We start from the raw sequence: 22477 nt of genomic DNA on the forward strand, positions 1-22477 counted from the left end.
CCGGCCGGTTGCCGGTCGGGGGCGTCTGCCTTTCCTGCGAGAGCGCCCGTACGGTTGACCCGACCGGTGTCTGCGGGGTCGCCGGGAATGGCGTGCGGGGCGTGACGGCGTTTGCAATGATGATCTGGGCAGAGGCGTCATCGGCCAGATATGGGGGGTGAGCTTGGTGTCCTACAGTCCGAAGCTTGCCGCGGCACTGTCGGGTGCCACGCTTCGCCAGCTGGCCCATTGGCGCAATGCCGGCACGGGTCGTGGAGCTGTGCTCGTCCCCGAGGTCTCCGCCAGGCGGCCGGTGCTCTACTCGTTCCGCGACCTGGTCGCGTTGCGGACCTGTGTCAAGCTCCGCAACGACGCCTCGCTGCAGAAGATCCGCCGCGCGCTGGACACCTTGCGCGACGACCTGCGGGAACGAGAGCACCTGTCGGAGTATCGGCTGGTGGCCGACGGGTCGACGATCTATCTGGTCGAGCCGGGACAAGCGACGGATCTGGTGCACCGCAAGGCCAACATCGTGATTCACGAGATGGTCGACGTCTTGCGGCCCTTCTATCGCGACGGGCGGCACATCCCCGACCTGCTGCGACCGCGTGAGCACGTCGCTGTCGATCCCGCCGTGCGCGGCGGCATACCGGTGATCGAAGGCACCCGCGTGCCGTACGACGAGGTCGCAGGACTCCTGCGCGACGGCGTCCCGGCCGAGCGGATCGCAGAGTACTACCCGAGCGTGTCGGCCGGCGCCGCGCGTGACGCGGTGGACTTCGCCGACTACGTCGACAGTTACGACCCCCCCAGGGATCACCGTGCGGCTGCTGCTGGATGAGAACGTCCCCCGCCCTCTGCACCGAGTCCTGACCACCTTCGTCCAGCAGCATGAGATTGTTCACCTGCTGGATCTCGACGGCTGGTCAGGCATCCGGGATGAGGCCCTGTATCCCAAGGCGGCGGCCGAGGGCTTCGATGCCGTGCTGACCAATGACAGCCGCCAGATGCGGCGGCCCCGTGAGGTGGCGGCTATCGCCGCGTCCGGACTGCATCGGATCGAGTATCCGCAGAAACACCCTGGCCTGGCCGGCATAGGCATGGCGATCGCGACTGTCGCGGCAGGACTGCCGTGTGCGCTGGCATCGCTCCATGAGGCCGACGGCCAGAGGCTCATCACCTTGCGGGGCGTCGATCCCACACCGGCGAGCCGACTGCAGATCGTCGATCCGGCTGTGGCGCCGCCGAAGTTCTGGCCGTCGGCCTCGTAGCCCACCTGTCTCTCCCCGTCCGGCACGATGCGCCGCCGGACGGGGAGGGCGTGGTCCCTCAGCGGATCCTGGGGATCGGGACCTTGGACCAGTCGATGTCGGAGGCCAGGTAGAAGCTGGGGTAGGCGGGCTGGTTGTAGCCGGTCTGCTGCCTGGCCACCTCCACGCGGTACTGCGGGTCGTGCATGAGCGTGTAGAGCTTGCGATCGGTCGGCTCGGTGCTGAGGTAGACGCGGGCGGCGGTGCTGTCGGCGGTGCGGACGACCAGCTCCTCGCGCCAGTCGCCGAGGATGTCGGCGACCAGGCCGGGGTTGCCCTTGGTCCAGTTGTTGGTGAGCGTGCCGGTGGCGGTGAGCAGCGTGCCGCGCTTCCAGTCGTCGATCGTCGGGGTCTGCAGCACCGTTGCCGCCGTGCCGTTGACGAGCTGGGTGGTCATGTCGGCCGCCCAGCGGATGCTCTGGTTGGTGCCGGGCGTGACGCGGCCCAGGTGCTCGCCGCGGGCCGACCACAGGCCGGAGACGATCTCCTGGTTGGGCGGCATGGACGACCACGCCTCCAGGCCACGGACGGCCGGGTCGATGTCGCCGACCATGCCGCGGCCGGTGTCGCGGCCGCTGTAGCCGCCGAAGAGCACCTTCCCGGTGGCGGCGTCCCGCATGGCCCAGCCGTACGGCGCCCAGGCGCCGCCCTCGTGCACGGTCCAGATCTCCAGGCCGGGCCGGTCGGGGTCGAGGTCGCCCACGTGCATGGCGTCGCCGTGGCCGAGCCGGACCCGCTGCCCCGGCACGTTGCTCTGCGGCGGCGCCACGTCGAAGGAGGAGTACAGCAGGCTGCCGTCGTCGTCGATGGTGGCCGCGCCGTACACGATCTCCTGCCTGCCGTCGGCGTCCACGTCGGCGACGCTCATCGAGTGGAAGCCCTGGGTGGTGAGGGTGGCGTAGGCCGGGTTGGCGCCGTCGACGCCGTGCGGGCCGGCGTTGAACGGGTTGGCCATCGGGGCGTGGCCGGAGTCGACGTACCAGCGTTCCTTGAGCCTGTGGCCGTTCCAGTCGTAGGCGACCAGGGTGGTGCGGGTGTAGTAGCCGCGGGCGAAGATCGCTGAGGGACGCTTGCCGTCGAGGTAGGCGACCGAGGCCAGGAAACGGTCGACCCGGTTGCCCGGCTCGATCCGGTTCATGGCGTAGTCGCCCCACATCAGCCCGTCGTCGCCGCGGCCCGGCTTGTAGGGGACGGTCTGCAGCTCCCGGCCGGTGGCGCCGTCGAACACCGACAGGTACTCCGGACCGGACAGGATGAACCCGGCGAACTCCCGCAGCCGGTTGTTGCCGCTGCGCGAGGGCGCGTAGACGTCGATGAAGTGGGTGGCCAGCTGGACCGCCGACTCCCTGGACAGCGGGTAGGAATGGGCCGGGGCGATCCCGAAGGCCTCCTCCAGCGTCGCGGGCCAGCGTCCCGCGACCACCTCGGGATGCTCGTGCCACTTCATGAACATCTGGACGACGTGCTCGAAATAGCCTTCGGCGCTCAGCCGGTAGTCGTCGGCGTGCGAGTAGCCCGCCTTGACGTCCTGCGCGGGCATGGTGACGAACCGCTCGTGGGTCGGGTTTCCGGCGGCGTCGTAGCGGATGCTCTTGGTGCCCGGCGCGGTCTTCAGCATCATCTCCGAGCGGCCGTCGCCGTCGAAGTCGTAGACCAGGAACTGCGTGTAGTGCGCGCCCGACCTGATGTTGACGCCCAGGTCCAGCCGCCACAGCAGCCGGCCGTCGAGCGTGTAGGTGTCCAGATAGGTCGGGCCGGTGTAGCCGCGCTGGGAGACGTCCTTGGCGTTGGACGGCTCCCACTTGACGACGACCTCGTACCGCCCGTCGCCGTCCACGTCCCCGACGCTCATGTCGTTGGCGGCGTAGGTGTACGGCTCGCCCGCCGGGGTGACGCCGTCGGCGGGCTTGCGCAGCGGAATGTCATAAAACGTTTCACTCCACGGACGCACCGAAGGGCTGCGGTGGCCCTCCTTGCCCTTCACGACCGGCGCCACGCTGTACCGCGAGGCGGCCGAGCCCGAGGTGTCGAGGTAGTTGGTGCTGTCGGTGACGGTGGCGATGGGGCGGCCGTCGCGGTAGACGCGGAAGTCGGCGCCGACCATGCCGCGGGCGCCGGCCCCGGTCACCTCGGTGCCGAGGAAGCGCCAGCTCAGGAAGACGCCTTCGGGGGTCGTCGCGGCGACGAGGCCGCGGTCGAGGCGTTCCATCCTGATGCGGGGGTCGGCGGCGGCCGGGGTGGCGGGCAGGGCGCACGCGAGTGCGACCAGGAGGGTGAGGGCTAAGCGGGCGGGGCGCATGGAGGGCTCCTTGGGGGTGCGGAGCGTTAAATCGTTATAACCGACCGAAAGCGTATGAGCGCTAACATCCACCCGTCAAGGCACCGCGTCCGTGCCGCCAGGCTCACCGGCCCCGGCCAGGCGTATGGAACCGGCGAACGCGGGCAGATCGCCACCATGGGGAAGATCCTCGTCGGCACGGCGTCCTGGACGGACAAGTCGCTGCTGGCCTCCGGCTGGTATCCGCCGGACGCCACCACGCCGGAGGCGCGCCTGGCCTACTACACCACCCGCTTCCCGCTCGTGGAGGTCGACTCGACCTACTACCACCCGCCCGCCGAGCGCACCGCCGAGCTGTGGCGCGACCGCACGCCCGGCGGCTTCACCTTCAACGTCAAGGCATTCTCCCTGCTCACCCAGCATCCCACCCGGCCGCGGGCGCTCTACAAGGACCTGCGCGTACGGCTGGGCGACCCCACCGGCACGCTCTACCTGAGCGACGTCGGACCGGCGGTCGCCGAGGAGGTGTGGCGGCGCTTCCTGGCGGCGCTGCGGCCGTTGCACGAGGCGGGCAAGGTGGGCGCGCTGCTGTTCCAGTTCCCGCCGTGGTTCCCGGCCGGGCCCGCCAACCGGCGCTACATCCTGCAGTGCCGCGACCGGTGCGCGCCCATGCGCATCTGCGTGGAGTTCCGCAACGCCACCTGGATGAACGAGGAGAACCGGCACGACACGCTGCGCTTCCTGGCCGACAACGGCCTGCCGTACGTCGCGGTCGACATGCCGCAGGGCCACCCCTCCTCGGTGCCGCCGGTGCTGGCCGCCACTGCGGACCTGGCGGTCGTGCGCCTGCACGGCCATTCTGAACGGTGGACCAGCAAGGTCATCGAGGAGCGGTTCGGCTACCTGTACTCCACCGCCGAGCTGGCGGGCTGGGCGGACCGGATCGCCCGGCTCGCGGAGGACGCCGAGGTCACCCACGTGGTGACGAACAACTGCTGCGGCGACTACTCGCAGCGCAACGCCGCCGAGCTGATGGAGCTGCTGGGGGAGCGCGGCGCGGACGTGGTACGGCCGGCGGCGGCCGTCGAGCAGGAGGCGCTGCCGGGGCTGGAGCGGAAGGAGGCGCTCTAGCAAGGCCGGACGGAAGGGGCGGGCCACCGCCCCCGCCGCCGTCACGTCAAGGACGCGCCCGCCGCCTGGTCCGACCCGCCGCCTTCAGGACACCGCCCGCCGCTTCGTCCACACGTCGAAGGCGACCGCCGCCAGCAGTACCGCGCCCTTGACCAGCATCACCCGCTCGCTCGGCGCTCCGATCAGTGACATCCCGTTGTTGATCACCGCCATGATGAGGCCGCCGGTGATCGCCCCGACCACCCGGCCGACCCCGCCCTGGACGGCGGCGCCGCCGATGAACGCCGCCGCGATCGCGTCCAGCTCGAAGCTGTTGCCCGCGGTCGGCCCCGCCTGGTTCAGCCGCCCCGCGAAGATCACGCCCGCGATCGCCGAGAGCACGCCCATGTTCACGAAGATCCAGAACACGACCTGCTTGACCTTGACGCCGGACAGCACGGCCGCCTGGAGGTTGCCGCCGATGGCGTAGATGCGCCGGCCGAAGACCGTGCGGTTGGCCAGGGTCGAGTACCCCAGCACGAGGATCGCCAGCAGCACCAGGACCCACGGCAGGTTCTTGAAGCGGGCCAGCTGCACCACGATCGCCATGATGAGGACGGCCGAGCCGGTGACCTTGGCGAGGAAGAGTGGCATCGCGTCGACGGCCTGGCCGTACCGGATCCGCCCCGACCGCGCCCGCCACTGGGCCGCCGCCATGCCGCCCACCGCGATGAGCCCCACGAGCAGGCTGAACAGGTCGGCGCCGCCGAGCGGGCCGAGGCCGACGTTGCCGAGGTAGCCGTCGGTGAAGCCGTTGGCCAGGGTGCGGACCGCGTCGGGGAACGGGCCGATGCCCTGGTTGCCCAGGACGGTCAGCGTCAGCGCCCGGAACAGCAGCATCCCGGCCAGCGTCACGATGAACGCCGGGATGCCGAAGTACGCGATCCAGTAGCCCTGCCAGGCCCCGATCAGGCCGCCCGCCACCATCGTGACCAGCAGCGCCACCGGCCACGGCACGCCGTAGTTCACCATGAGCACCGCGGCGATCGCCCCGGTGACGGCCACGACCGAGCCGACCGACAGGTCGATGTGCCCGGCGATGATGATCAGGATCATCCCGATCGCGAGGATGAGGATGTAGGAGTTCTGGACGACGATGTTGGAGATGTTCTGCGGGGTCAGCAGCGCGCCGTCGGTCAGGACCGAGAACAGCGCGACGATCAGCGCGAAGGCGATGTAGATGCCGCTGGAGCGCACGTTGATCGGCAGGTCGCGCAGCGATCGCCGCCGGGTGCCGGGATCGGCCTGCGGCCCGGCCGCGGTGAGGGTCATCGGGTCTCCTTGGTCATCAGCTGCATGAGGCGTTCCTGGGTCGCCTCCTCGCGGGGGACTTCTCCGGTGATCCGGCCCTGGGACAGGGTGTAGACGCGGTCGCACAGGCCGAGCAGCTCGGGCAGCTCCGAGGAGATGACCAGCACGGCCTTCCCGTCGTCCGCGAGCTTGTTGACGATGGTGTAGATCTCGTATTTGGCGCCCACGTCGATGCCGCGTGTGGGCTCGTCCAGGATCAGCACGTCGGGCTCGGTGAAGATCCACTTGGAGAGCACGACCTTCTGCTGGTTGCCGCCGCTGAGCTTGCCGACGACGCTGGAGACGCCGGGCGCCTTGATGTTCATCCGCCTGCGGAACTCCTCGGCGACCCGGTGCTCCTCGTGCTGGTTGATCCAGCCGCGCCGGGCCAGCCCGGGCAGCCCGGCCGCCGAGACGTTGCGCTGGATGTCCTCGATGAGGTTGAGGCCGTAGCGCTTGCGGTCCTCGGTGGCGTAGGCGATGCCGTGGCGGATGGCGTCCTGGACCGTGCGGATCTCGATGGGCTTGCCGTTCTTGAAGACCTTGCCGGAGATGTTCACCCCGTAGGTCCGGCCGAACAGGCTCATGGCCAGCTCGGTACGGCCCGCGCCCATGAGCCCGGCCAGGCCGACGATCTCCCCGGCGCGCAGGGTGAGGCTCGCGCCGTCGACCACCTTGCGGTCGGGCTGGGTGGGGCTGTGCACGGTCCAGTCCTCGATGCGCAGCACCTCCTCGCCGATCTTCGGCTCGTGCGGCGGGAAACGGCTCTCCAGCGCCCGGCCGACCATGGCCGAGATGATCCGCGCCTCCGTGGCCTGCTCGATCGGGAGCGTCTCGATCGTCCGGCCGTCCCGGATGATCGTGACGGCGTCGGCGATCGCCATGACCTCGTTGAGCTTGTGCGAGATGATCACGCAGGTGATGCCCTCGTCGCGCAGGCCGCGCAGCAGGTCCAGCAGGTGCGCGGAGTCCTCGTCGTTGAGCGCGGCGGTCGGCTCGTCCAGGATGAGCAGCTTGACCCGCTTGGACAGCGCCTTGGCGATCTCGACGAGCTGCTGCTTGCCCACGCCGATCTCCGACACCGGGGTGGTGGGGTTCTCCACGAGGCCGATGCGCCGCATGAGCTCGGCGGCCTCGTAGTTGGTGCGGTTCCAGTCGATGAACCAGCGCCTGGCGCGCTCGTTGCCGAGGAAGATGTTCTCGGCGATCGACAGCTGCGGGCTGAGCGCCAGCTCCTGGTGGATGATGACGATGCCGGCCCGCTCGCTGTCGCGGATGCCGCCGAACCGGCACACCTCGCCCTCGAAGACGATCTCGCCGTCGTAGCTGCCGTGCGGGTAGACGCCGGAGAGCACCTTCATCAGCGTGGACTTCCCGGCGCCGTTCTCGCCGCAGATCGCGTGGATCTCGCCCCGCCGTACCGCCAGGTTGACGTCGGACAGCGCCTTGACGCCGGGAAAGGTCTTCGTGATCCCCCGCATCTGGAGGATGTGCTCGGTCACGTCAGCTGGTCCGCCGTGTAGTAGCCGCTGCCGACGAGGACCTGCTCGTAGTTGGACTTGTCCACGATCACCGGCTCGAGCAGGTAGGACGGGACGACCTTGACGCCGTTGTCGTAGTCCTTGGTGTTGTTCACCTCGGGCTTGCCGCCCTTGAGGACCGCGTCGGCCATCTTGACGGTGACCTTGGCCAGCTCGCGGGTGTCCTTGAAGATCGTGGAGTACTGCTCGCCGGCCACGATCGACTTGATCGACGCGAGCTCGGCGTCCTGGCCGGTCACGACGGGGTAGGGCTGGCCGCCGGTGCCGTAACCGTTGCTCTTCAGCGCCGACAGGATGCCGATCGACAGGCCGTCGTACGGCGAGAGCACGCCGTCGACCTTCTTGCCGCCGGTGTAGGTCTTGGTGAGGATGTCCTCCATGCGCTTTTGCGCGGTGGCCGGGTCCCAGCGCAGGATCGCGACGGTCTTGAAGTCGGTCTGGCCGCTGGCGACCTTCAGCACGCCCTTGTCGATGTACGGCTGGAGCACCGACATGGCGCCGTTGAAGAAGAACGTCGCGTTGTTGTCGTCGGGGGAGCCGGCGAACAGCTCGACGTTGAACGGGCCCTTCTTGTCGCCCTCCGAGCCGTCGGCCTTCTTCACGCCGAGGCCGACGAGCAGGGAGGTGGCCTGCTGGACGCCCACCTTGAAGTTGTCGAAGGTGGCGTAGTAGTCGACGTTGGGGCTGTTGCGGATCAGGCGGTCGTAGGCGATGACCGGGATCTTGTTGTCGGCGGCCTGCTGGAGCTGCGAGGTGATCGCGGTGCCGTCGATGGAGGCGATGATCAGGAGCTTGGCGCCCTTGGTGATCTGGTTCTCGATCTGGTTGGCCTGGGTGGGGATGTCGTTCTCGGCGTACTGCAGGTCGACCTTGTAGCCGAGCTGCTCCAGCTGCTTCTTGACGTTCTCGCCGTCGTGGATCCAGCGCTCGGAGGACTTGGTCGGCATCGTCACGCCGACCAGAGCGCCGGCCTTGCTGCCGGACTGGGCCTCGGCGTCGATCGTCTTCTGGCTGGAGCCGCAGGCCGTCGCGGTGATGGCCAGCGCCAACGTCGCGAGCAGGCCGGGGAGTCGTCGCAAGCTCATCGTTTCTCCTCACGGCACGAGCGGACGGGGTGTTTGTTAGCGTTCACAGGAGTGTTAGCGATAACAAATCTCAAGTCAACACTTGCGGGTAACACTCGGGACACGATCCGCTAAGGTCGCCGGACCGCCGGGATGCGGGCGGCGGGCTCGCGCAGCGTCCGGAACGCCAGCCAGCTCAGGGCGGGCATGGCGATCAGCGGCGCGAGGGCCGTCTGCAGGGAGGTGGCGTCGGCGAGGGCGCCGATGAGCGGGCCGGCCAGGCCGCCGACGCTCACCGTCAAGCCGAGGGTGACGCCGCCGGCGGTGCCGACGCGGGTGGGGAGGTAGTCCTGGGCGAGGGTGATCTGCAGCGAGAACGGGACGTAGAGGCCGACGCAGGCCAGCGCCACGAACAGATAGATCGCCGGACCGGGGACGAGCACGACTCCCGCGACGGCGGCGACGCTGAGCAGATACGACGCGCGTACCACCGTGACCCGGCCCCACCGGCCGGCCAGGCCGCCGCCCAGCACGGTGCCCACCGCGCCGCCCAGATACAGCACGAACAGCGCCGCGGTGCCCGCCGCCGTGCCGCCGCCCGCGCGGGCCGGCACATACAGGGAGATGAACGTGCTCAGGCCGACGAACACGACGGACCGGCACACCACGGCCAGCGACAACCTCACGAACGAGGCCGCATCCGAGGCCGCATCCGAGGCCACATCGTCGCGCCCCGCCGGTGAGGCGTCGCGGGCGGCCGGCCGTACCGGAGAGTTCAGCCCGCGTAGGACGGGCAGGCACAGCAGGCAGCCGACCACGGCCGGCACCGCCAGCAGCGGCGTGAACCGCAGGCCGCCGGCGGCGACCACGGCCGCGACCAGGAGCGGCGCGGCGGCGAAGCCGAGGTTGCCGCCGAGGGAGAACCACCCCATCGCGGTGTGGCTCCCGCCCGCGGCGATCCGCGCCACGCGGGCGGACTCGGGATGGTAGGCCGCGATGCCGAGCCCGGACACGGCCGCGAGCCCCAGCGTCACCGCATAGGAGCCGCTGAGCCCGCTCAGCGCGATCCCCAGCCCGGCCAGGAGCGTGCTGACGGGCAGCAGCCAGGGCAGCGGCCACCGGTCCGTCAGCGCGCCGAACAGCGGTTGCGCCACCGACGACAGCAGCGACGCGGCGAGCACGACCCCCGAGGCCGCGGCGTAGGTGTAGGCGCGCTCGGCGACGAGGAAGGGGACGAGCGCCGCCACGGCGCCCTGGTAGACGTCCACGCAGGCATGCCCGGCCGACAGCGCGACGATCGGCTTGTTGTTCACCACAGGGGCATGCTCACCTCTCGGCGGCGTGTCGCACTTCCAATAAACTGCCGATCAATGACGGAAATCCGCCACCAGCCGTGCGCGCCCACCCGCGCCCAGTGGCTGGCGCCCGGGGCCGTCATCGACCTCCACCGCCACGACGACCACCAGATCGTCTACGCCGCCCGCGGCGTGGTGGCCGTCACGACCGGCGCGGGGACGTGGATCGCGCCGGCCACCCGCGCCATCTGGGTGCCGGCCGGGACCGCGCACGCCCACCAGGCCCACGGCGAACTCGAACTGCACCTGGTCGGCCTGCCCGCGACCGGCAACCCGCTCGGCCTGCATGAACCTGCCGTGCTGAGCGTCGCCCCGCTGCTGCGGGAGCTGATCCTGGCCTACACCCGCGCCCCGCACGACGACGGCCCCGAGCGCGGGCGGCTCCTGGCCGTCCTGCTCGACCAGCTGCGCGCCTCGCCCCAGCAGCCCCTGCACCTGCCCACCCCCGCCGATCCGCGGCTGAAGTCGCTCTGCGCGATCCTGCACGCCGATCCGGCCGACAACCGCACCCTGGCCGCCCTCGGCGAGCAGGTCGGCGCGAGCGAGCGCACGCTGTCGCGGCTGTTCAAGGCCGACCTCGGCATGACGTTCCCGCAGTGGCGCACCCAGCTGCGGCTCCATCACGCGCTGCTCCTGCTGGCCGACGGCGTCCCGGTGACCGTCGTGGCGCACACGTGCGGCTGGTCGTCCGCCAGCGCGTTCATCGACGTCTTCCGCCGTGCCTTCGGGCACACGCCGGGAGTACGGCAGCGCCGGGAGAGGCCAGGCCACCCGGTGCGCGGCACGTAGCGGGCGCCGGCCGGGAGGCGTGCCGTCGTCGACCGGCGGCCGCGACTTGCCCCCGTGATTTCGTCGCCGTGGTTTTGTCGGCGGGCGCGTTCAGACTGTGGCTCGTCTTCCCCTTCGAGCCTGGAGGTCGCGATGGCGAGGCGCGGATCACCGGCACGCGGGCGCGGCGGCCGCAAGCGCCGCAGGAGGGCCGGCCCGCTGTGGCTTGTCGTCCCGCTCGCGGCGCTCGTCCTCCTGCCTGTGGCCGCCGACTTCGTCAGGTCGGCCTGGATGGCCCTGGTCGCCGGCATCGCCCTGGTCGCGGCACTGGCGGCCGTCGCGGTCCTGGCCGCCCGCCGCCTGGGGGCGGCCTACCGCCGGGAGGCACTGGCGCGGGCCGGGCTGGACCGGCTGGATCCGCGCCGCTTCGAGGAGCTGACCGCCGAGCTGCTGCGCCGGGACGGGTTCCGCGGGGTCCGCGTCGTCGGCGGCAGGGGCGACGGAGGCGTCGACGTCGTAGGCGTCGCGCCGGGCGGCCGGCCGTACGCCATCCAGTGCAAGTACTACACGCGGCCCGTCGGCCCCGGCGAGGTGCGCGACCTCGTCGGCGCGTTGCGGGCCAGGCCGTACCGCGACCACCAGGGGGTCCTGGTGACCACGCACCGCCTCAGCGCCCAGGCCGCCCGCACGGCGCGCGAGCACGGGCTGATCGTCGTCGACCGGGACCGCCTGGCCGACTGGCTGCTGGAGGCCTGCCGTCTGGGGCCGGACCGGCCGCCGGTGTCCTGGGTGGCGCGGCTGCGCCGGGGCCGCGCCCTCCGGCGGACCGACCTGATCTTTCCTGGCTTAGGGCTGCGGCGCGGTTGACGGCCACCCGGGAAAAAGGTACGTTCCGGGGGATTTCACGGTTGTCCAAGGGAAATCCGGTGAGAAGCCGGTGCGGACGCGCCACTGTATCCGGGACGCAGAGCCCGGGAGCCAGGTCGCTTGGCTGCCGTGACCTCGATAGCTGGGACGCGTCATCCCTTGGGAGGTTCTGTGAGCGAGTTGACCACTCCGTCCGTCGTTCCCCTGCCGCGGCTCGGCCGGTGGCTGCTGCCGGTCGTGCCGGTGCTGCTCCTGCTCGGGTACCTGGTGCTGATGGACAACGGCGCCGTGTCGCAGATGGGCGACTACCTGCACGAGCTCATGCACGACGGGCGGCACCTGCTCGGCGTGCCCTGCCACTGAAGGCGTGGCGGTGATTCGCGCCCTGCTGGTCAGGGGGCTGCTCGCAGGCCTGCTGGCGGGCCTGGTAGCGGGCGGGTTCGCCTTCCTCTTCGGCGAGCCGCGCCTGGAGCAGGCCATCGCGCTGGAGGAGGGCCACTCCCACGACCGCAGCCCCGCCGGCGAGCAAGGTCACGAGCACGGCGAGGAGGCGGTGGTCGGCAGGCCCCTGCAGAAGGCCGGGCTGTTCCTGGCCACCGGCCTGTACGGCGTGGCGGCCGGAGGGATCTTCGCGCTGGTGTACGCCGGACTGCGGAACCGGGTCGGCCCCCGCTCGGACGGCGGGCTGGCGCTGGCGGCGGCAGGGACGGGGTTCGTGGCGACCGTCCTCGTGCCGTTCGTGAAGTACCCGGCCAATCCTCCGGCCGTGGGCGATCCCGGCACCATCACCGGCCGCACGCTGCTCTACGTCGTCATGGTCCTCGTCGGCCTGGCGGCCACGGCCGTCGCGGTCGCCACGGCGCGGCGGGTGACGGGCGGCCCGTGGGCGCGCTGGAGCGCGGCCGTGGCGGCGTTCCTGGTCCCGGTGGTCGCCGCCTGGGTGCTGCTGCCCGCCGTCGACGAGGTGCCCGAGGGCTTCCCCGCCACCCTGCTGTGGGAGTTCAGGCTGGCGTCGCTGGGCACCCAGCTCGTCTTCTGGACGGCCCTCGGCGTCCTGTTCGGCCTGCTCGCCGAGCGTGCCGCCCGCCCGTCGGCGGTCCCGGCCTGAGCGCGGGGCGGAACCTCGTGATCTTCGTACGGCAGGCGAGCACGCCCGCCATGCGCGCGGCGCGCTTCCCGGACCCGCGGCTCGATCGCGCCGATCCGGCCGGTCTGTCCAGGGCGGCGGCGCTCCGGGAGGCGGTGTCCGGGATGGCCGGGTTTGTCTCTCCCGCTCCGGCCGCCGCCCAGACCGCCGAGGCCATGGGCGTGACCGCGACCGTGGCGCCCGCGCTCGCGGAGGCCGACCACGGGCGCTGGAGCGGCCTGCCGTACGAGAAGGTCGCCCGCGAGGAGCCGGAGGACCTGGCGCGCTGGCTCCGCGACCCGCACGCCGTCCCGCACGGCGGCACGAGCCTGGCCGAGCTGGCGGCGAGGGTGGCGGCCTGGCTCGAGGCCGCGCCGGACGGGCCGGTCGTCGCCGTCTGCGACGCCGGGGCGATCAGGGCGGCGCTCGGCCACGCGCTGGGCCTTGACTCGCGGGCGGCGGCGCGGTTCGACCTGGCGCCGCTGTCCACCACCGAGCTGACCCGCGCCGGGGACGGCGGCTGGCGGGTCGCCCACGTCAACCGGAAGGTCGCATCGTGATCGTCACCTACCCGTTCAGCGCCGTCGTCGGGCTGGCGGACCTGAAACTGGCCCTGGTGCTCAACGCCGTCTCGCCGCGGGTGGGCGGGGTGCTGGTGCGGGGCGAGAAGGGCACGGCCAAGTCCACGATCGTGCGGGCGCTGGCCGCCCAGCTGCCGGAGGTGGACGTGGTGGCCGGATGCCGGTTCGCGTGTGATCCGGACGCGCCCGGCCCGGCGTGTCCCGACGGGCCGCACGAGCCGGGCGAGCCGCGCCTGCGCCGTCCCGCCGCGCTGGTGGAGCTGCCGGTGGGCGCCTCGGAGGACCGCCTCGTCGGGTCGCTGGACGTGGAGCGGGCGCTGACCGAGGGGGTCAAGGCGTTCGAGCCCGGCCTGCTGGCCGCCGCGCACCGCGGCGTGCTCTACGTCGACGAGGTCAACCTGCTCCACGACCACCTGGTGGACCTGCTGCTCGACGCCGCCGCCCTCGGGACCTGCTACGTGGAGCGGGAGACCGTGTCGGTACGGCACGCGGCACGGTTCCTGCTGGTGGGGACCATGAACCCGGAGGAGGGCGAGCTGCGGCCCCAGCTGCTGGACCGGTTCGGGCTGACGGTCGAGGTGCGGGCCTCGCGCGACCCGGCCGAGCGGGCCGAGGTGGTACGGCGGCGCCTGGCCTTCGAGGCCGACCCGGAGGGGTTCGCGGCTCGCTGGGCGGCCGAGGAGGCGGCGCTCGCGGCACGGATCGCCGAGGCCAGGGCCAGGATCCCGGGGGTGCGGCTGGCGGATGGGCGGCTGCGGCAGATCGCGGCGGTGTGCGCGGGGTTCGAGGTGGACGGCCTGCGGGCGGACCTCGTCACGGCGAACGCGGCGATCGCGCACGCGGCCTGGCACGGGCGGGAGGAGGTGACGGGGGAGGACGTGCGGGCGGCGGCCAGGCTGGCGTTGCCGCACCGGCGGCGTCGCGACCCGTTCGACGCGCCGGGGCTGGACGAGGCGCTGCTGGAGGAGCTGTTGCGGGAGTCCGAGCCGGAGGGGCCGGACGATCCCGGAGGGGGACAAGGGCCGCCGGATCATGAAATATCCGGCGCGGCGCAGGACGCCCCGCCGGGAGAAGCGCACGACGCCGGAACGCGGGACCGTGAAGCGCGGGCCCCGGAGACGCACCATGCCGGGGCCGGGGAAGCGCGAGGCCCTGGGGCGTCAGGTGCCGGGACCGGGCAGGCACGTGACCGTGCCGAGGGCGGGGGAGCGGGTGGCGCCCAGGCCGGTGCCGAGGGCGGGGGAGCGGGCGGTGTCCAGGCGGGGGCCGAGGGCGGGGGAGCGGGTGGCGCCCAGGCGGTGGCCCGGGTGGCTCGGCCGTACCGGGTGCCGCTCCTGCAGGTCCCCGGCGTCGGCGGCGGGGCGGCCGGGCGGCGCTCCCGGGCGCGCACCCGCCACGGGCGCGCCATCGGGGCGAGGCGGCCACGGGCCGGACGCCTCAGCGAGCCGCACCTCACGGCGACGATCGCCGCGGCCGCGCCGTACCAGAAGGAACGCGGGCGCACCGGGCCCGGCCTGCTCCTGCGCCGCGAGGACCTGCGCGAGACGGTGCGCGAGGGCCGCGAGGGCAACCTCGTGCTGTTCGTGGTGGACGCCAGCGGCTCGATGGCCGCGCGCAGGCGCATGACCGTCGTCAAGACCGCGGTGTTGAGCCTGCTGCTGGACGCCTACCAGCGGCGCGACAAGGTCGGCCTCGTGACCTTCCGCGGCCGCGAGGCCCGCGTGGTGCTGCCGCCGACCTCGTCGGTGGAGGCCGGCGCGGCGCGGCTGCGGGAGTTGCCCACCGGGGGACGCACCCCGCTCGCCGAGGGCCTGGCGAAGGCCGCCGAGGTGCTGCGCGTGGAGCGGCTGCGCGACCCGGCCCGCCGCCCGCTGCTGGTGCTGGTGACCGACGGGCGCGCGACCTCCGGCACCCCGGTGGACGCGGCCGCCGCGTTGCTGGAGGGCACCGCGAGCGTCGTGGTCGACTGCGAGACCGGCCCGGTACGGCTGGGCCTGGCCCGCGGGCTGGCGGCCCGGCTGCGCGCCCGGCTGGTCACGCTCGACGACCTCGGCCCGGCGGTCGATGACTACAGGCGGCGTGACCACAGGAAGGCTGGATGAGATGCCGCAGGGCAAACCGCTCGTCGTCCCCGACGACGGCCTGACCACGCGCCAGCGCAGGGCCAGGCCGCTGCTGATCGTGCACACCGGCCCCGGCAAGGGCAAGTCCACGGCCGCCTTCGGGATGGCGCTGCGCGCCTGGAACCAGGGCTGGCCCATCGGGGTGTTCCAGTTCGTCAAGTCGGCCAAGTGGCGGGTCGGCGAGGAGCGCGCGCTCAGGGTGCTCGGCGAGACCGGCGAGGGCGGCCCGGTGACCTGGCACAAGATGGGCGAGGGCTGGTCGTGGATCCAGCGGCCCGGCGCCGAGGCCGACCACGCCGCCGACGCCCGCGAGGGCTGGGCGCAGATCAAGCGCGACCTGGCCGCGCAGACCTACCGCTTCTACGTGCTGGACGAGTTCACCTACCCGCTGAAGTGGGGCTGGCTGGACCTGGACGACGTGGTGGAGACCTTGACCACCCGGCCTGGCGCCCAGCACGTGGTGATCACCGGCAGGGACGCCCCCGGACGCCTGCTGGAGGCCGCCGACCTGGTGACGGAGATGGTCAAGGTCCGCCACCCCATGGACGCCGGGCAGAAGGGGCAGAAGGGCATCGAGTGGTAGTCCCGCGGCTCGTGGTCGCCGCGCCCGCCTCCGGGAGCGGCAAGACCACGGTGGCCACGGGCCTGATGGCCGCGTTGCGCGGGCGCGGGCTGAAGGTCTCCCCGCACAAGGTGGGGCCCGACTACATCGACCCCGGCTACCACGCGCTGGCCACCGGGCGCCCCGGCCGCAACCTCGACCCCTGGCTGGTGGGGGAGGATCTGGTGGCGCCGCTGTTCGCCCACGGCGCGTCGGGGTGCGACGTGGCGGTGGTCGAGGGCGTCATGGGCCTGTTCGACGGCAGAGGCGGGACCGGCTTCGCCTCCACCGCGCACGTGGCCGGGCTGCTGGCGGCCCCGGTGGTGCTGGTGGTCGACGTCTCGCGGCAGAGCCGGTCGGTCGCGGCCACGGTGCACGGGTTCGCCTCGTTCGACTCGCGGATCCAGGTGGGCGGGGTGGTGCTCAACCGGGTCGGCTCCGACCGGCACGAGGAGCTGTGCCGGGCGGCGCTGGGCGAGAGGGGGATACCGGTGCTGGGCGCGATCCGCCGCGACGACGCCGTGGCGGTCCCGTCGCGCCACCTGGGCCTGGTGCCGGCCGCCGAACGCGGGGCCGAGGCCGTGGCGGCGGTGGACCGCCTCGCCGCGCTGGTGGCCCGCTCCTGCGACCTGGAGGCTCTGGTACGGCTCGCGCGGGCCGCCCCGCCGCTGGAGGCGACGCCCTGGGATCCGGTCCTCGCGGTGAAAGGCCCGGATGGGGCCAGCGAGACGGTCCGCGCGACGGTCCCCGAGGCGCCAGGCGTGGCCCGGAGCGGTCCTGTCGTGGCGGTGGCCGGGGGAGCGGCGTTCACATTCGGCTATGCCGAACACGTCGAGCTGCTGCGTGCCGCCGGGGCCGAGGTCGCGGTCTTCGACCCGTTGCGCGACGAGAAGCTGCCCGACGGCACGGCCGCGCTGGTCGTCGGGGGCGGCTTCCCGGAGGCGTACGCGGCCGACCTGGCGGCCAACGAGCCGCTGCGCGCCCGGATCGCCGCCTTCGGCGGGCCGATCGCGGCCGAGTGCGCGGGGCTGCTGTACCTGTGCGAGGCGCTCGACGGTCACCCCATGTGCGGAAAAATCCGGACAACAGCTCGCATGACCGATCACCTCACCCTCGGCTACCGCGAGGCGACAGCCGTACGGGAGTCCCTGCTGACCCGGCCAGGCGAGCGCTTCAGGGGCCACGAGTTCCACCGCACCGCCGTACCGGCTCCCGAGCGGCCGGTGTTCGCCTGGCCGGGAGGCGGCGACGGGTACGGCGAGGCCCGCCTGACCGCCTCCTACCTGCACCTGCACTGGGCAGGCTGCCCGGCCCTCGCCTCAAGAGTGGTGAAGTGTAGTTGAGTCAACTGTGGTTCGCTCAACTATACTTCACACCATGAGGAAGCCGGAGCATGTGTTCGACCGGGACGACGAGTGGAGGGGGCTGGTGTCCTTCTCCGCCGACTCCCGTCGCGGCGCCCGGCTCGGCGTGGTCAGCGGCCGGCGCAGGCAGGGCAAGAGCTACCTGCTGGAGGCGCTGGCGACAGGCCTCGGCGGCATCTACTTCCCCGCGCTGGAGGTCACCGAGGCGGTGGCCCTGCGGCTGTTCGCGGAGGAGCTGATCCGCTTCACCCGGGCCCCCGTTCCGGCCTTCCGTGACTGGATCGACGCCATCCCCTACCTGTTCGGCATCGTGCGGGACCGGCCGGTGCCCGTGGTCTTCGACGAGTTCCCCTACCTGGTCAAGGCGTCTCCCGAGCTGCCGTCGGTCATCCAGCGCGAACTGGGCCCCGGCGGCTCCGGCAAGGACAGCACGGCCAGGCTGCTGCTGTGCGGGTCGGCGATGTCGGTGATGGGCGGTCTGCTGTCCGGCACGGCTCCGCTGCGCGGCCGGGCGGGACTGGAGCTGGACGTGCGGCCGTTCGGATACCGGCAGGCCGCCGGCTTCTGGGGGATCACCGATCCGCGGCTGGCCGTCTTGGTCCACGCGGTGGTCGGCGGCACCCCGGCGTACCGGCGGGAGTTCGTCGGCGACGACACGCCCGGCGGGTTGGACGACTTCGACGACTGGGTGGTCAGGACCGTGCTGAACCCCCAGGTTCCGCTCTTCAGGGAGGCCCGGTACCTCCTGGCGGAGGAGACCGAGATCCGCGACCCTTCGCTCTACCACTCCGTCCTGGCCGCCGTCGCCGAAGGCAACACCACGTCGGGTGGGATCGCCGGTTACGTGGGACGCAAGTCCAACGAGATCGCGCACCCGCTGCGGGTGCTGGAGGACTGTCACCTCCTCGTCAAGGAGCGCGACGTCTTCCGGCCGGCACGGGCCCTCTACCGCATCGCCGAACCCCTGATCACCTTCTACCAGGCGATCATGGCGAGGGAGTGGACACGCCTGGAACGCGGCGCGGCGGCCACCGTCTGGCGGGGCAGCCGGGCACGCTTCCTGTCCCAGGTCGTCGGCCCGCACTTCGAGGCGCTCTGCCGGGAGTACGCTCTCCAGGCCGATCCCGAGGCCGGCGAGGTGGGCAGCGGCATCGTCGCGGACCCGGCCAACCGCTCCCGGATCCAGGTCGACGTGGCCGTCCTCGCGCCCGCGGACCACGGACGGCCGCGCCGGATCCTGTCCCTGGGAGAGGCGAAGTGGGACCGTGTCATGGGAGCCGAGCATGTCGCCCGGCTCGCCCGGGCGCGTGACCTGCTGGCCGTGAAGGGCTTCGACACCAGGGACACGGTGCTGGCCTGCTATTCCGGCGCCGGGTTCAGTCGTGAGCTGCTGTCGGGCGACGCGGGCGACGTGCACCTGGTCGCCCTCGGCGACCTCTACTCCTGACCGCCTTCGATGTCGCCCTCGGTCTTGAGGTAGACCTCCTGGACCCCGCTGAGGACGTCGGGGGCCGGGTGTTGCCACATGCCGCGCGAGGCGGCCTCCAGCAGCCGTTCGGCGATGCCGTGCAGCGCCCACGGGTTGGACCTGGCCATGAACGCCTGGTTCTCCTCGTCGAGCACGTAGGCGGCGGCCAGCCTGTCGTACATCCAGTCCGCGACCACGCCCGTCGTGGCGTCGTAGCCGAACAGGTAGTCCACGGTCGCGGCCAGCTCGAAGGCGCCCTTGTAGCCGTGGCGCCGCATCGCCGCCAGCCAGGAGGGGTTGACCACGCGGGCGCGGAAGACGCGGGAGACCTCCTCCGACAGCGTGCGGGTGCGGACGGCGTCGGGGCGGGTGCTGTCGCCGACGTAGGCGGCCGGGGCGCGGCCGGTGAGGGCGCGGACGGTGGCGATCATGCCGCCGTGGTACTGGAAGTAGTCGTCGGAGTCGGCGATGTCGTGCTCGCGGGTGTCGACGTTCTTGGCGGCGACCGCGATCCTGCGGTAGGCGTTCTCCATGTCGGCGCGGGCCGGGACGCCGTCCAGGTCGCGGCCGTAGGCGTAGCCGCCCCAGACCGCGTAGACCTCGGCCAGGTCGGCGTCGTCGTGCCAGTTGCGGCTGTCGATGAGCGGCAGCAGCCCGGCGCCGTAGGCTCCGGGGGCGGAGCCGAAGATGCGCATGGTGGCGCGGCGGCGATCCCCGTGTCCGGAAATATCAGCATTCACGTGGGCTCGCACGTAGTTGTCCGACGGCGCCTCGTCCAGCCCGGCCACGAGCCGCACCGCATCGTCCAGCATGCGCACGACGTGCGGGAAGGCGTCGCGGAAGAAGCCGCTGATGCGCACGGTCACGTCGATCCTGGGACGGCCCAGCTCGGCCAGCGGGATCGGCTCCAGGCGGGTCACTCGGCGCGAGGCCTCGTCCCACTCGGGCCGCACCCCCAGCAGCGCCAGCACCTCCGCCACGTCGTCGCCCGCGGTCCGCATGGCGCTGGTCCCCCACACCGACAGCCCCACCGAGCGCGGCCATCCGCCGGTCTCGGCGCGGTAGCGCTCCAGCAGCGACTCGGCCATCGCCTGGCCGGTCTCCCACGCCAGCCGGCTCGGTACGGCACGCGGGTCGACGGAGTAGAAGTTGCGCCCGGTCGGCAGCACGTTGATCAGGCCGCGCAGCGGCGAGCCGCTGGGCCCGGCCGGGACGTAGCCGCCGTCCAGCGCGTGGAGGATGTTGTCCAGCTCGTCGGTGGTGCGGGCCAGGCGCGGCACGATCTCGGTCGCGGCGAACTCCAGGACCTTCCGCACCTGGGGAGTGGGGGCGACCTCGGCGGCGGCGTCCGGGTCCCAGCCGCGCTCCTCCATCGCCTCGACCAGCGCCCGGGCGGCCGCCTCCGCCGCGTCCACCTCCCCGAGCCCGGCCGTGCCGTCCTCGGCCAGCCCCAGCGCCTCGCGCAGCCCGGGCAGGGCGGCCCGGCCCGACCACAGCTGGCGGGCGCGCAGCATGGCCAGCACCAGGTTGACCCGCGCCGGGCCGGTCGGCGCCTCGCCCAGCACGTGCAGCCCGTCGCGGATCTGCGCGTCCTTCACCTCGCACAGCCAGCCGTCCACGTGCAGCAGGAAGTCGTCGAACTCGGTGTCGTGGGGCCGGTCGGTCAACCCGAGGTCGTGGTCGAGCCGGGCGGCCTGGATGAGGGTCCAGATCTGTGCCCTGATCGCGGGCAGCTTGGCCGGGTCCATGGCCGCGATCGTGGCGTGCTCGTCCAGCAGCTGTTCCAGCCGCGCGATGTCGCCGTAGGTCTCCGCGCGGGCCATCGGCGGCACCATATGGTCCACGAGGACGGCGTGCGCCCGCCGCTTGGCCTGGGTGCCCTCGCCGGGGTCGTTGACCAGGAACGGGTAGACCAGCGGCAGGTCGCCGATGGCCGCGTCGGTGGCGCAGGAGGCCGACATCCCGGCGGACTTGCCCGGCAGCCACTCCAGGTTGCCGTGCTTGCCCACGTGGACCATGGCGTGCGCGCCGAACTCGGCCGACAGCCAGCGGTAGGCGGCCAGGTAGTGGTGGCTGGGCGGCAGGTCGGGGTCGTGGTAGACGGCGATCGGGTTGTCGCCGAAGCCGCGCGGCGGCTGGACCATGACCACGACGTTGCCCGAGCGCAGGGCCGCCAGCACGATGTCGCCGTCGTGGACGAACAGCTCGCCCGGCGGCGGGCCCCAGTGGCGTTCGACATCCGTGCGCAGGTCCTCGGGGAGCGTGCCGTACCACTGCCTGTAGGACTCGCCGGAGATGCGCACCGGGTTGGCGGCCAGCTGCTCCTCGGTCAGCCAGTCGGCGTCCTGGCCGCCCGCGGCGATGAGCGCGTGGACGAGCGCGTCGCCGTCCTGCTCGGCCACGCCGGGGAAGCCCTCGCCGAGGTCGTAGCCGGCCTCGGCGAGCCGGGCGAGCAGCCGTACCGTGCTGGCGGGGGTGTCCAGGCCGACCGCGTTGCCCACGCGCGAGTGCTTGGTGGGGTAGGCCGACAGCATGACGACCAGGCGGCGCTCGGCGGGAGGCGTGTGCCGGAGCAGGCCGTGCCGTACGGCGATGCCGGCCACGCGGGCGGCCCGCTCGGGGTCGGCGACGTAGACGGTCAGCCCGTCGGCGTCGACCTCCTTGAAGGAGAACGGCACGGTGATGATGCGGCCGTCGAACTCCGGGATGGCGACCTGGGAGGCGGCGTCCAGCGGGGACAGGCCGTCGTCGTTGCCGGCCCACTCGCTCCTGCCGGTGGTCAGGCACAGGCCCTGGAGGATCGGCACGTCCAGCTCGGCCAGCGCGCCCACGTCCCACGCCTCGTCGTCGCCGCCCGCCCCGGCCAGCGCGGGACGGGTGCCGCCCGCCGCCAGCACGGTGACGACGAGCACGTCGCATTCCCGCAGCGTGTCGAGCAGCTCCGGCTCCGCCGTACGCAGCGAGGAGCAGAAGACCGGCAGCGCCCGGCCGCCCGCGTCCTCGATCGCCCGGCAGAGCGTCTCGACGAAGGCGGTGTTGCCGGCCATGTGGTGGGCGCGGTAGTACAGCACGCCGACCACCGGGCCTGCGCCGCCTCGCGCGGCGCGCTCCAGCCGTCCCCAGGACGGCGCGGCCTGGGGAGGGGCGAAGCCGTGGCCGGTCAGCAGGACCGTGTCGGACAGGAAGGCGTGCAGCTCGGCCAGGTTCGCCGGGCCGCCGTGGGCCAGGTAGGCGTGCGCCTCCGCGCAGACGCCGCCGCTGACGGTGGACAGCTCCATCAGCTCGGCGTCGGGCGCCTGCTCGCCGCCGAGCACGACGACCGGGCGGGGACCGGCGAGCAGGCGGTCCAGCCCTTCCTCCCAGGCGCGGCGCCCGCCCAGCACGCGCACCACGACGAGGTCCGTGCCCTCCAGCAGGGCGGGCAGGTCGTCGACGGCGAGCCTGGCGGGGTTGCCCAGGCGGTAGGCGGCGCCGCTGGCACGTGCGCTCAGCAGGTCCGTGTCGGAGGTGGACAGCAACAGGACGGTACGGCTGTCGCGCACGTGGACAATCCTCCCTCGGGGCGGTCGGCTGGGTAAGACTATCGACGCCA

Annotated in this window: 18 protein-coding genes; 12 read left to right on the top strand and 6 right to left on the bottom strand. The window is 72.5% G+C overall.

Going from position 1 to position 22477, the window contains the following annotated elements:
* Positions 1 to 166: 166 nt before the first annotated feature.
* Together BSB02_RS12275 and BSB02_RS12280 are read left to right on the top strand one after the other, a co-directional pair.
* Positions 167 to 820, top strand: a complete 654-nt coding sequence (locus tag BSB02_RS12275; protein ID WP_084958990.1) for a DUF433 domain-containing protein — start codon at positions 167 to 169, stop codon at positions 818 to 820.
* A complete protein-coding gene (locus tag BSB02_RS12280; protein ID WP_084958891.1) occupies positions 801 to 1250 on the top strand; it encodes a PIN-like domain-containing protein in 450 nt (149 codons plus the stop codon). The genes BSB02_RS12275 and BSB02_RS12280 overlap by 20 nt, the downstream gene beginning before the upstream one ends.
* Before the next feature lie 58 nt (positions 1251 to 1308).
* Here BSB02_RS12280 and BSB02_RS12285 read toward each other — a convergent pair whose 3' ends face one another.
* Positions 1309 to 3588 (bottom strand): rhamnogalacturonan lyase, encoded by a 2280-nt coding sequence (locus BSB02_RS12285; RefSeq protein ID WP_084958892.1) that lies wholly within the window; start codon positions 3586 to 3588, stop codon positions 1309 to 1311.
* Between the two features lie 54 nt (positions 3589 to 3642).
* Between BSB02_RS12285 and BSB02_RS12290 the strand changes: the two genes are divergently transcribed.
* Positions 3643 to 4698: a DUF72 domain-containing protein gene (locus BSB02_RS12290; protein ID WP_240506381.1), complete on the top strand. Its 1056-nt coding sequence runs from the start codon at positions 3643 to 3645 to the stop codon at positions 4696 to 4698.
* 84 nt (positions 4699 to 4782) lie between these two features.
* On the opposite strand, the gene mmsB is transcribed toward BSB02_RS12290, so the two are convergent.
* The 4 genes from mmsB to BSB02_RS12310 form a co-directional block, all read right to left on the bottom strand.
* Entirely contained in the window at positions 4783 to 6009 is a 1227-nt protein-coding gene (gene mmsB, locus BSB02_RS12295) for a multiple monosaccharide ABC transporter permease (RefSeq protein ID WP_084958894.1), read from the bottom strand.
* Entirely contained in the window at positions 6006 to 7508 is a 1503-nt protein-coding gene (gene mmsA / locus BSB02_RS12300; RefSeq protein WP_420855850.1) for a multiple monosaccharide ABC transporter ATP-binding protein, read from the bottom strand. Before mmsA ends, mmsB begins: the two co-directional genes overlap by 4 nt.
* Positions 7509 to 7525: 17 nt before the next feature.
* Positions 7526 to 8653 (bottom strand): multiple monosaccharide ABC transporter substrate-binding protein, encoded by a 1128-nt coding sequence (gene chvE, locus BSB02_RS12305; RefSeq protein ID WP_084958896.1) that lies wholly within the window; start codon positions 8651 to 8653, stop codon positions 7526 to 7528.
* Between the two features lie 110 nt (positions 8654 to 8763).
* Positions 8764 to 9948, bottom strand: a complete 1185-nt coding sequence (locus BSB02_RS12310; RefSeq protein ID WP_084958897.1) for an MFS transporter — start codon at positions 9946 to 9948, stop codon at positions 8764 to 8766.
* A gap of 54 nt (positions 9949 to 10002) precedes the next feature.
* On the opposite strand from BSB02_RS12310, the gene BSB02_RS12315 reads away from it, so the two are divergent.
* The 9 genes from BSB02_RS12315 (at position 10003) to BSB02_RS12355 (ending at position 18864) form a co-directional block, all read left to right on the top strand.
* Positions 10003 to 10776 (top strand): AraC family transcriptional regulator, encoded by a 774-nt coding sequence (locus BSB02_RS12315; RefSeq protein WP_084958898.1) that lies wholly within the window; start codon positions 10003 to 10005, stop codon positions 10774 to 10776.
* A 132-nt stretch (positions 10777 to 10908) separates the two neighbouring features.
* Entirely contained in the window at positions 10909 to 11622 is a 714-nt protein-coding gene (locus BSB02_RS12320; protein WP_084958899.1) for a restriction endonuclease, read from the top strand.
* Positions 11623 to 11793: 171 nt separating this feature from the next.
* Complete coding sequence (locus BSB02_RS12325) at positions 11794 to 11985, top strand: CbtB domain-containing protein (protein WP_084958900.1); 192 nt, start codon at positions 11794 to 11796, stop codon at positions 11983 to 11985.
* 4 nt (positions 11986 to 11989) lie between these two features.
* Complete coding sequence (locus BSB02_RS12330; RefSeq protein WP_240506382.1) at positions 11990 to 12730, top strand: CbtA family protein; 741 nt, start codon at positions 11990 to 11992, stop codon at positions 12728 to 12730.
* Positions 12731 to 12747: 17 nt separating this feature from the next.
* Entirely contained in the window at positions 12748 to 13308 is a 561-nt protein-coding gene (locus tag BSB02_RS12335; RefSeq protein WP_084958901.1) for a histidine phosphatase family protein, read from the top strand.
* Positions 13305 to 15431 (top strand): VWA domain-containing protein, encoded by a 2127-nt coding sequence (locus tag BSB02_RS12340; RefSeq protein ID WP_143590546.1) that lies wholly within the window; start codon positions 13305 to 13307, stop codon positions 15429 to 15431. The genes BSB02_RS12335 and BSB02_RS12340 overlap by 4 nt, the downstream gene beginning before the upstream one ends.
* Position 15432: 1 nt before the next feature.
* Positions 15433 to 16035, top strand: coding sequence for a cob(I)yrinic acid a,c-diamide adenosyltransferase (cobO, locus tag BSB02_RS12345; protein WP_084958902.1), 603 nt, complete (start codon positions 15433 to 15435; stop codon positions 16033 to 16035).
* Positions 16029 to 17396 carry a cobyrinic acid a,c-diamide synthase CobB gene (locus BSB02_RS12350; protein ID WP_084958903.1) on the top strand — a complete coding sequence of 456 codons (1368 nt, stop codon included), beginning with the start codon at positions 16029 to 16031 and terminating at the stop codon, positions 17394 to 17396. Before cobO ends, BSB02_RS12350 begins: the two co-directional genes overlap by 7 nt.
* A gap of 34 nt (positions 17397 to 17430) precedes the next feature.
* Entirely contained in the window at positions 17431 to 18864 is a 1434-nt protein-coding gene (locus tag BSB02_RS12355; protein WP_084958904.1) for an AAA family ATPase, read from the top strand.
* Here the strand turns inward: BSB02_RS12355 and cobN are convergent.
* Positions 18855 to 22427 carry a cobaltochelatase subunit CobN gene (gene cobN / locus BSB02_RS12360; protein ID WP_084958905.1) on the bottom strand — a complete coding sequence of 1191 codons (3573 nt, stop codon included), beginning with the start codon at positions 22425 to 22427 and terminating at the stop codon, positions 18855 to 18857. The genes BSB02_RS12355 and cobN overlap by 10 nt on opposite strands.
* Positions 22428 to 22477: the final 50 nt, after the last annotated feature.

This window comes from Thermoactinospora rubra, from assembly GCF_002093975.1.
GTDB lineage: Bacteria > Actinomycetota > Actinomycetes > Streptosporangiales > Streptosporangiaceae > Nonomuraea > Nonomuraea rubra_A.

Bases quoted from the DNA above. Each gene is read 5' to 3' on its own strand.
- BSB02_RS12285 (WP_084958892.1), bottom strand. From the start codon at position 3,588: ATGCGCCCCGCCCGCTTAGCCCTCACCCTCCTGGTCGCACTCGCGTGC.
- BSB02_RS12290 (WP_240506381.1), top strand. From the start codon at position 3,643: ATGAGCGCTAACATCCACCCGTCAAGGCACCGCGTCCGTGCCGCCAGG.
- mmsB (WP_084958894.1), bottom strand. From the start codon at position 6,009: ATGACCCTCACCGCGGCCGGGCCGCAGGCCGATCCCGGCACCCGGCGG.
- mmsA (WP_420855850.1), bottom strand. From the start codon at position 7,508: ATGCGGGGGATCACGAAGACCTTTCCCGGCGTCAAGGCGCTGTCCGAC.
- chvE (WP_084958896.1), bottom strand. From the start codon at position 8,653: ATGAGCTTGCGACGACTCCCCGGCCTGCTCGCGACGTTGGCGCTGGCC.
- BSB02_RS12315 (WP_084958898.1), top strand. From the start codon at position 10,003: ATGACGGAAATCCGCCACCAGCCGTGCGCGCCCACCCGCGCCCAGTGG.
- BSB02_RS12320 (WP_084958899.1), top strand. From the start codon at position 10,909: ATGGCGAGGCGCGGATCACCGGCACGCGGGCGCGGCGGCCGCAAGCGC.
- cobO (WP_084958902.1), top strand. From the start codon at position 15,433: ATGCCGCAGGGCAAACCGCTCGTCGTCCCCGACGACGGCCTGACCACG.
- BSB02_RS12355 (WP_084958904.1), top strand. From the start codon at position 17,431: ATGAGGAAGCCGGAGCATGTGTTCGACCGGGACGACGAGTGGAGGGGG.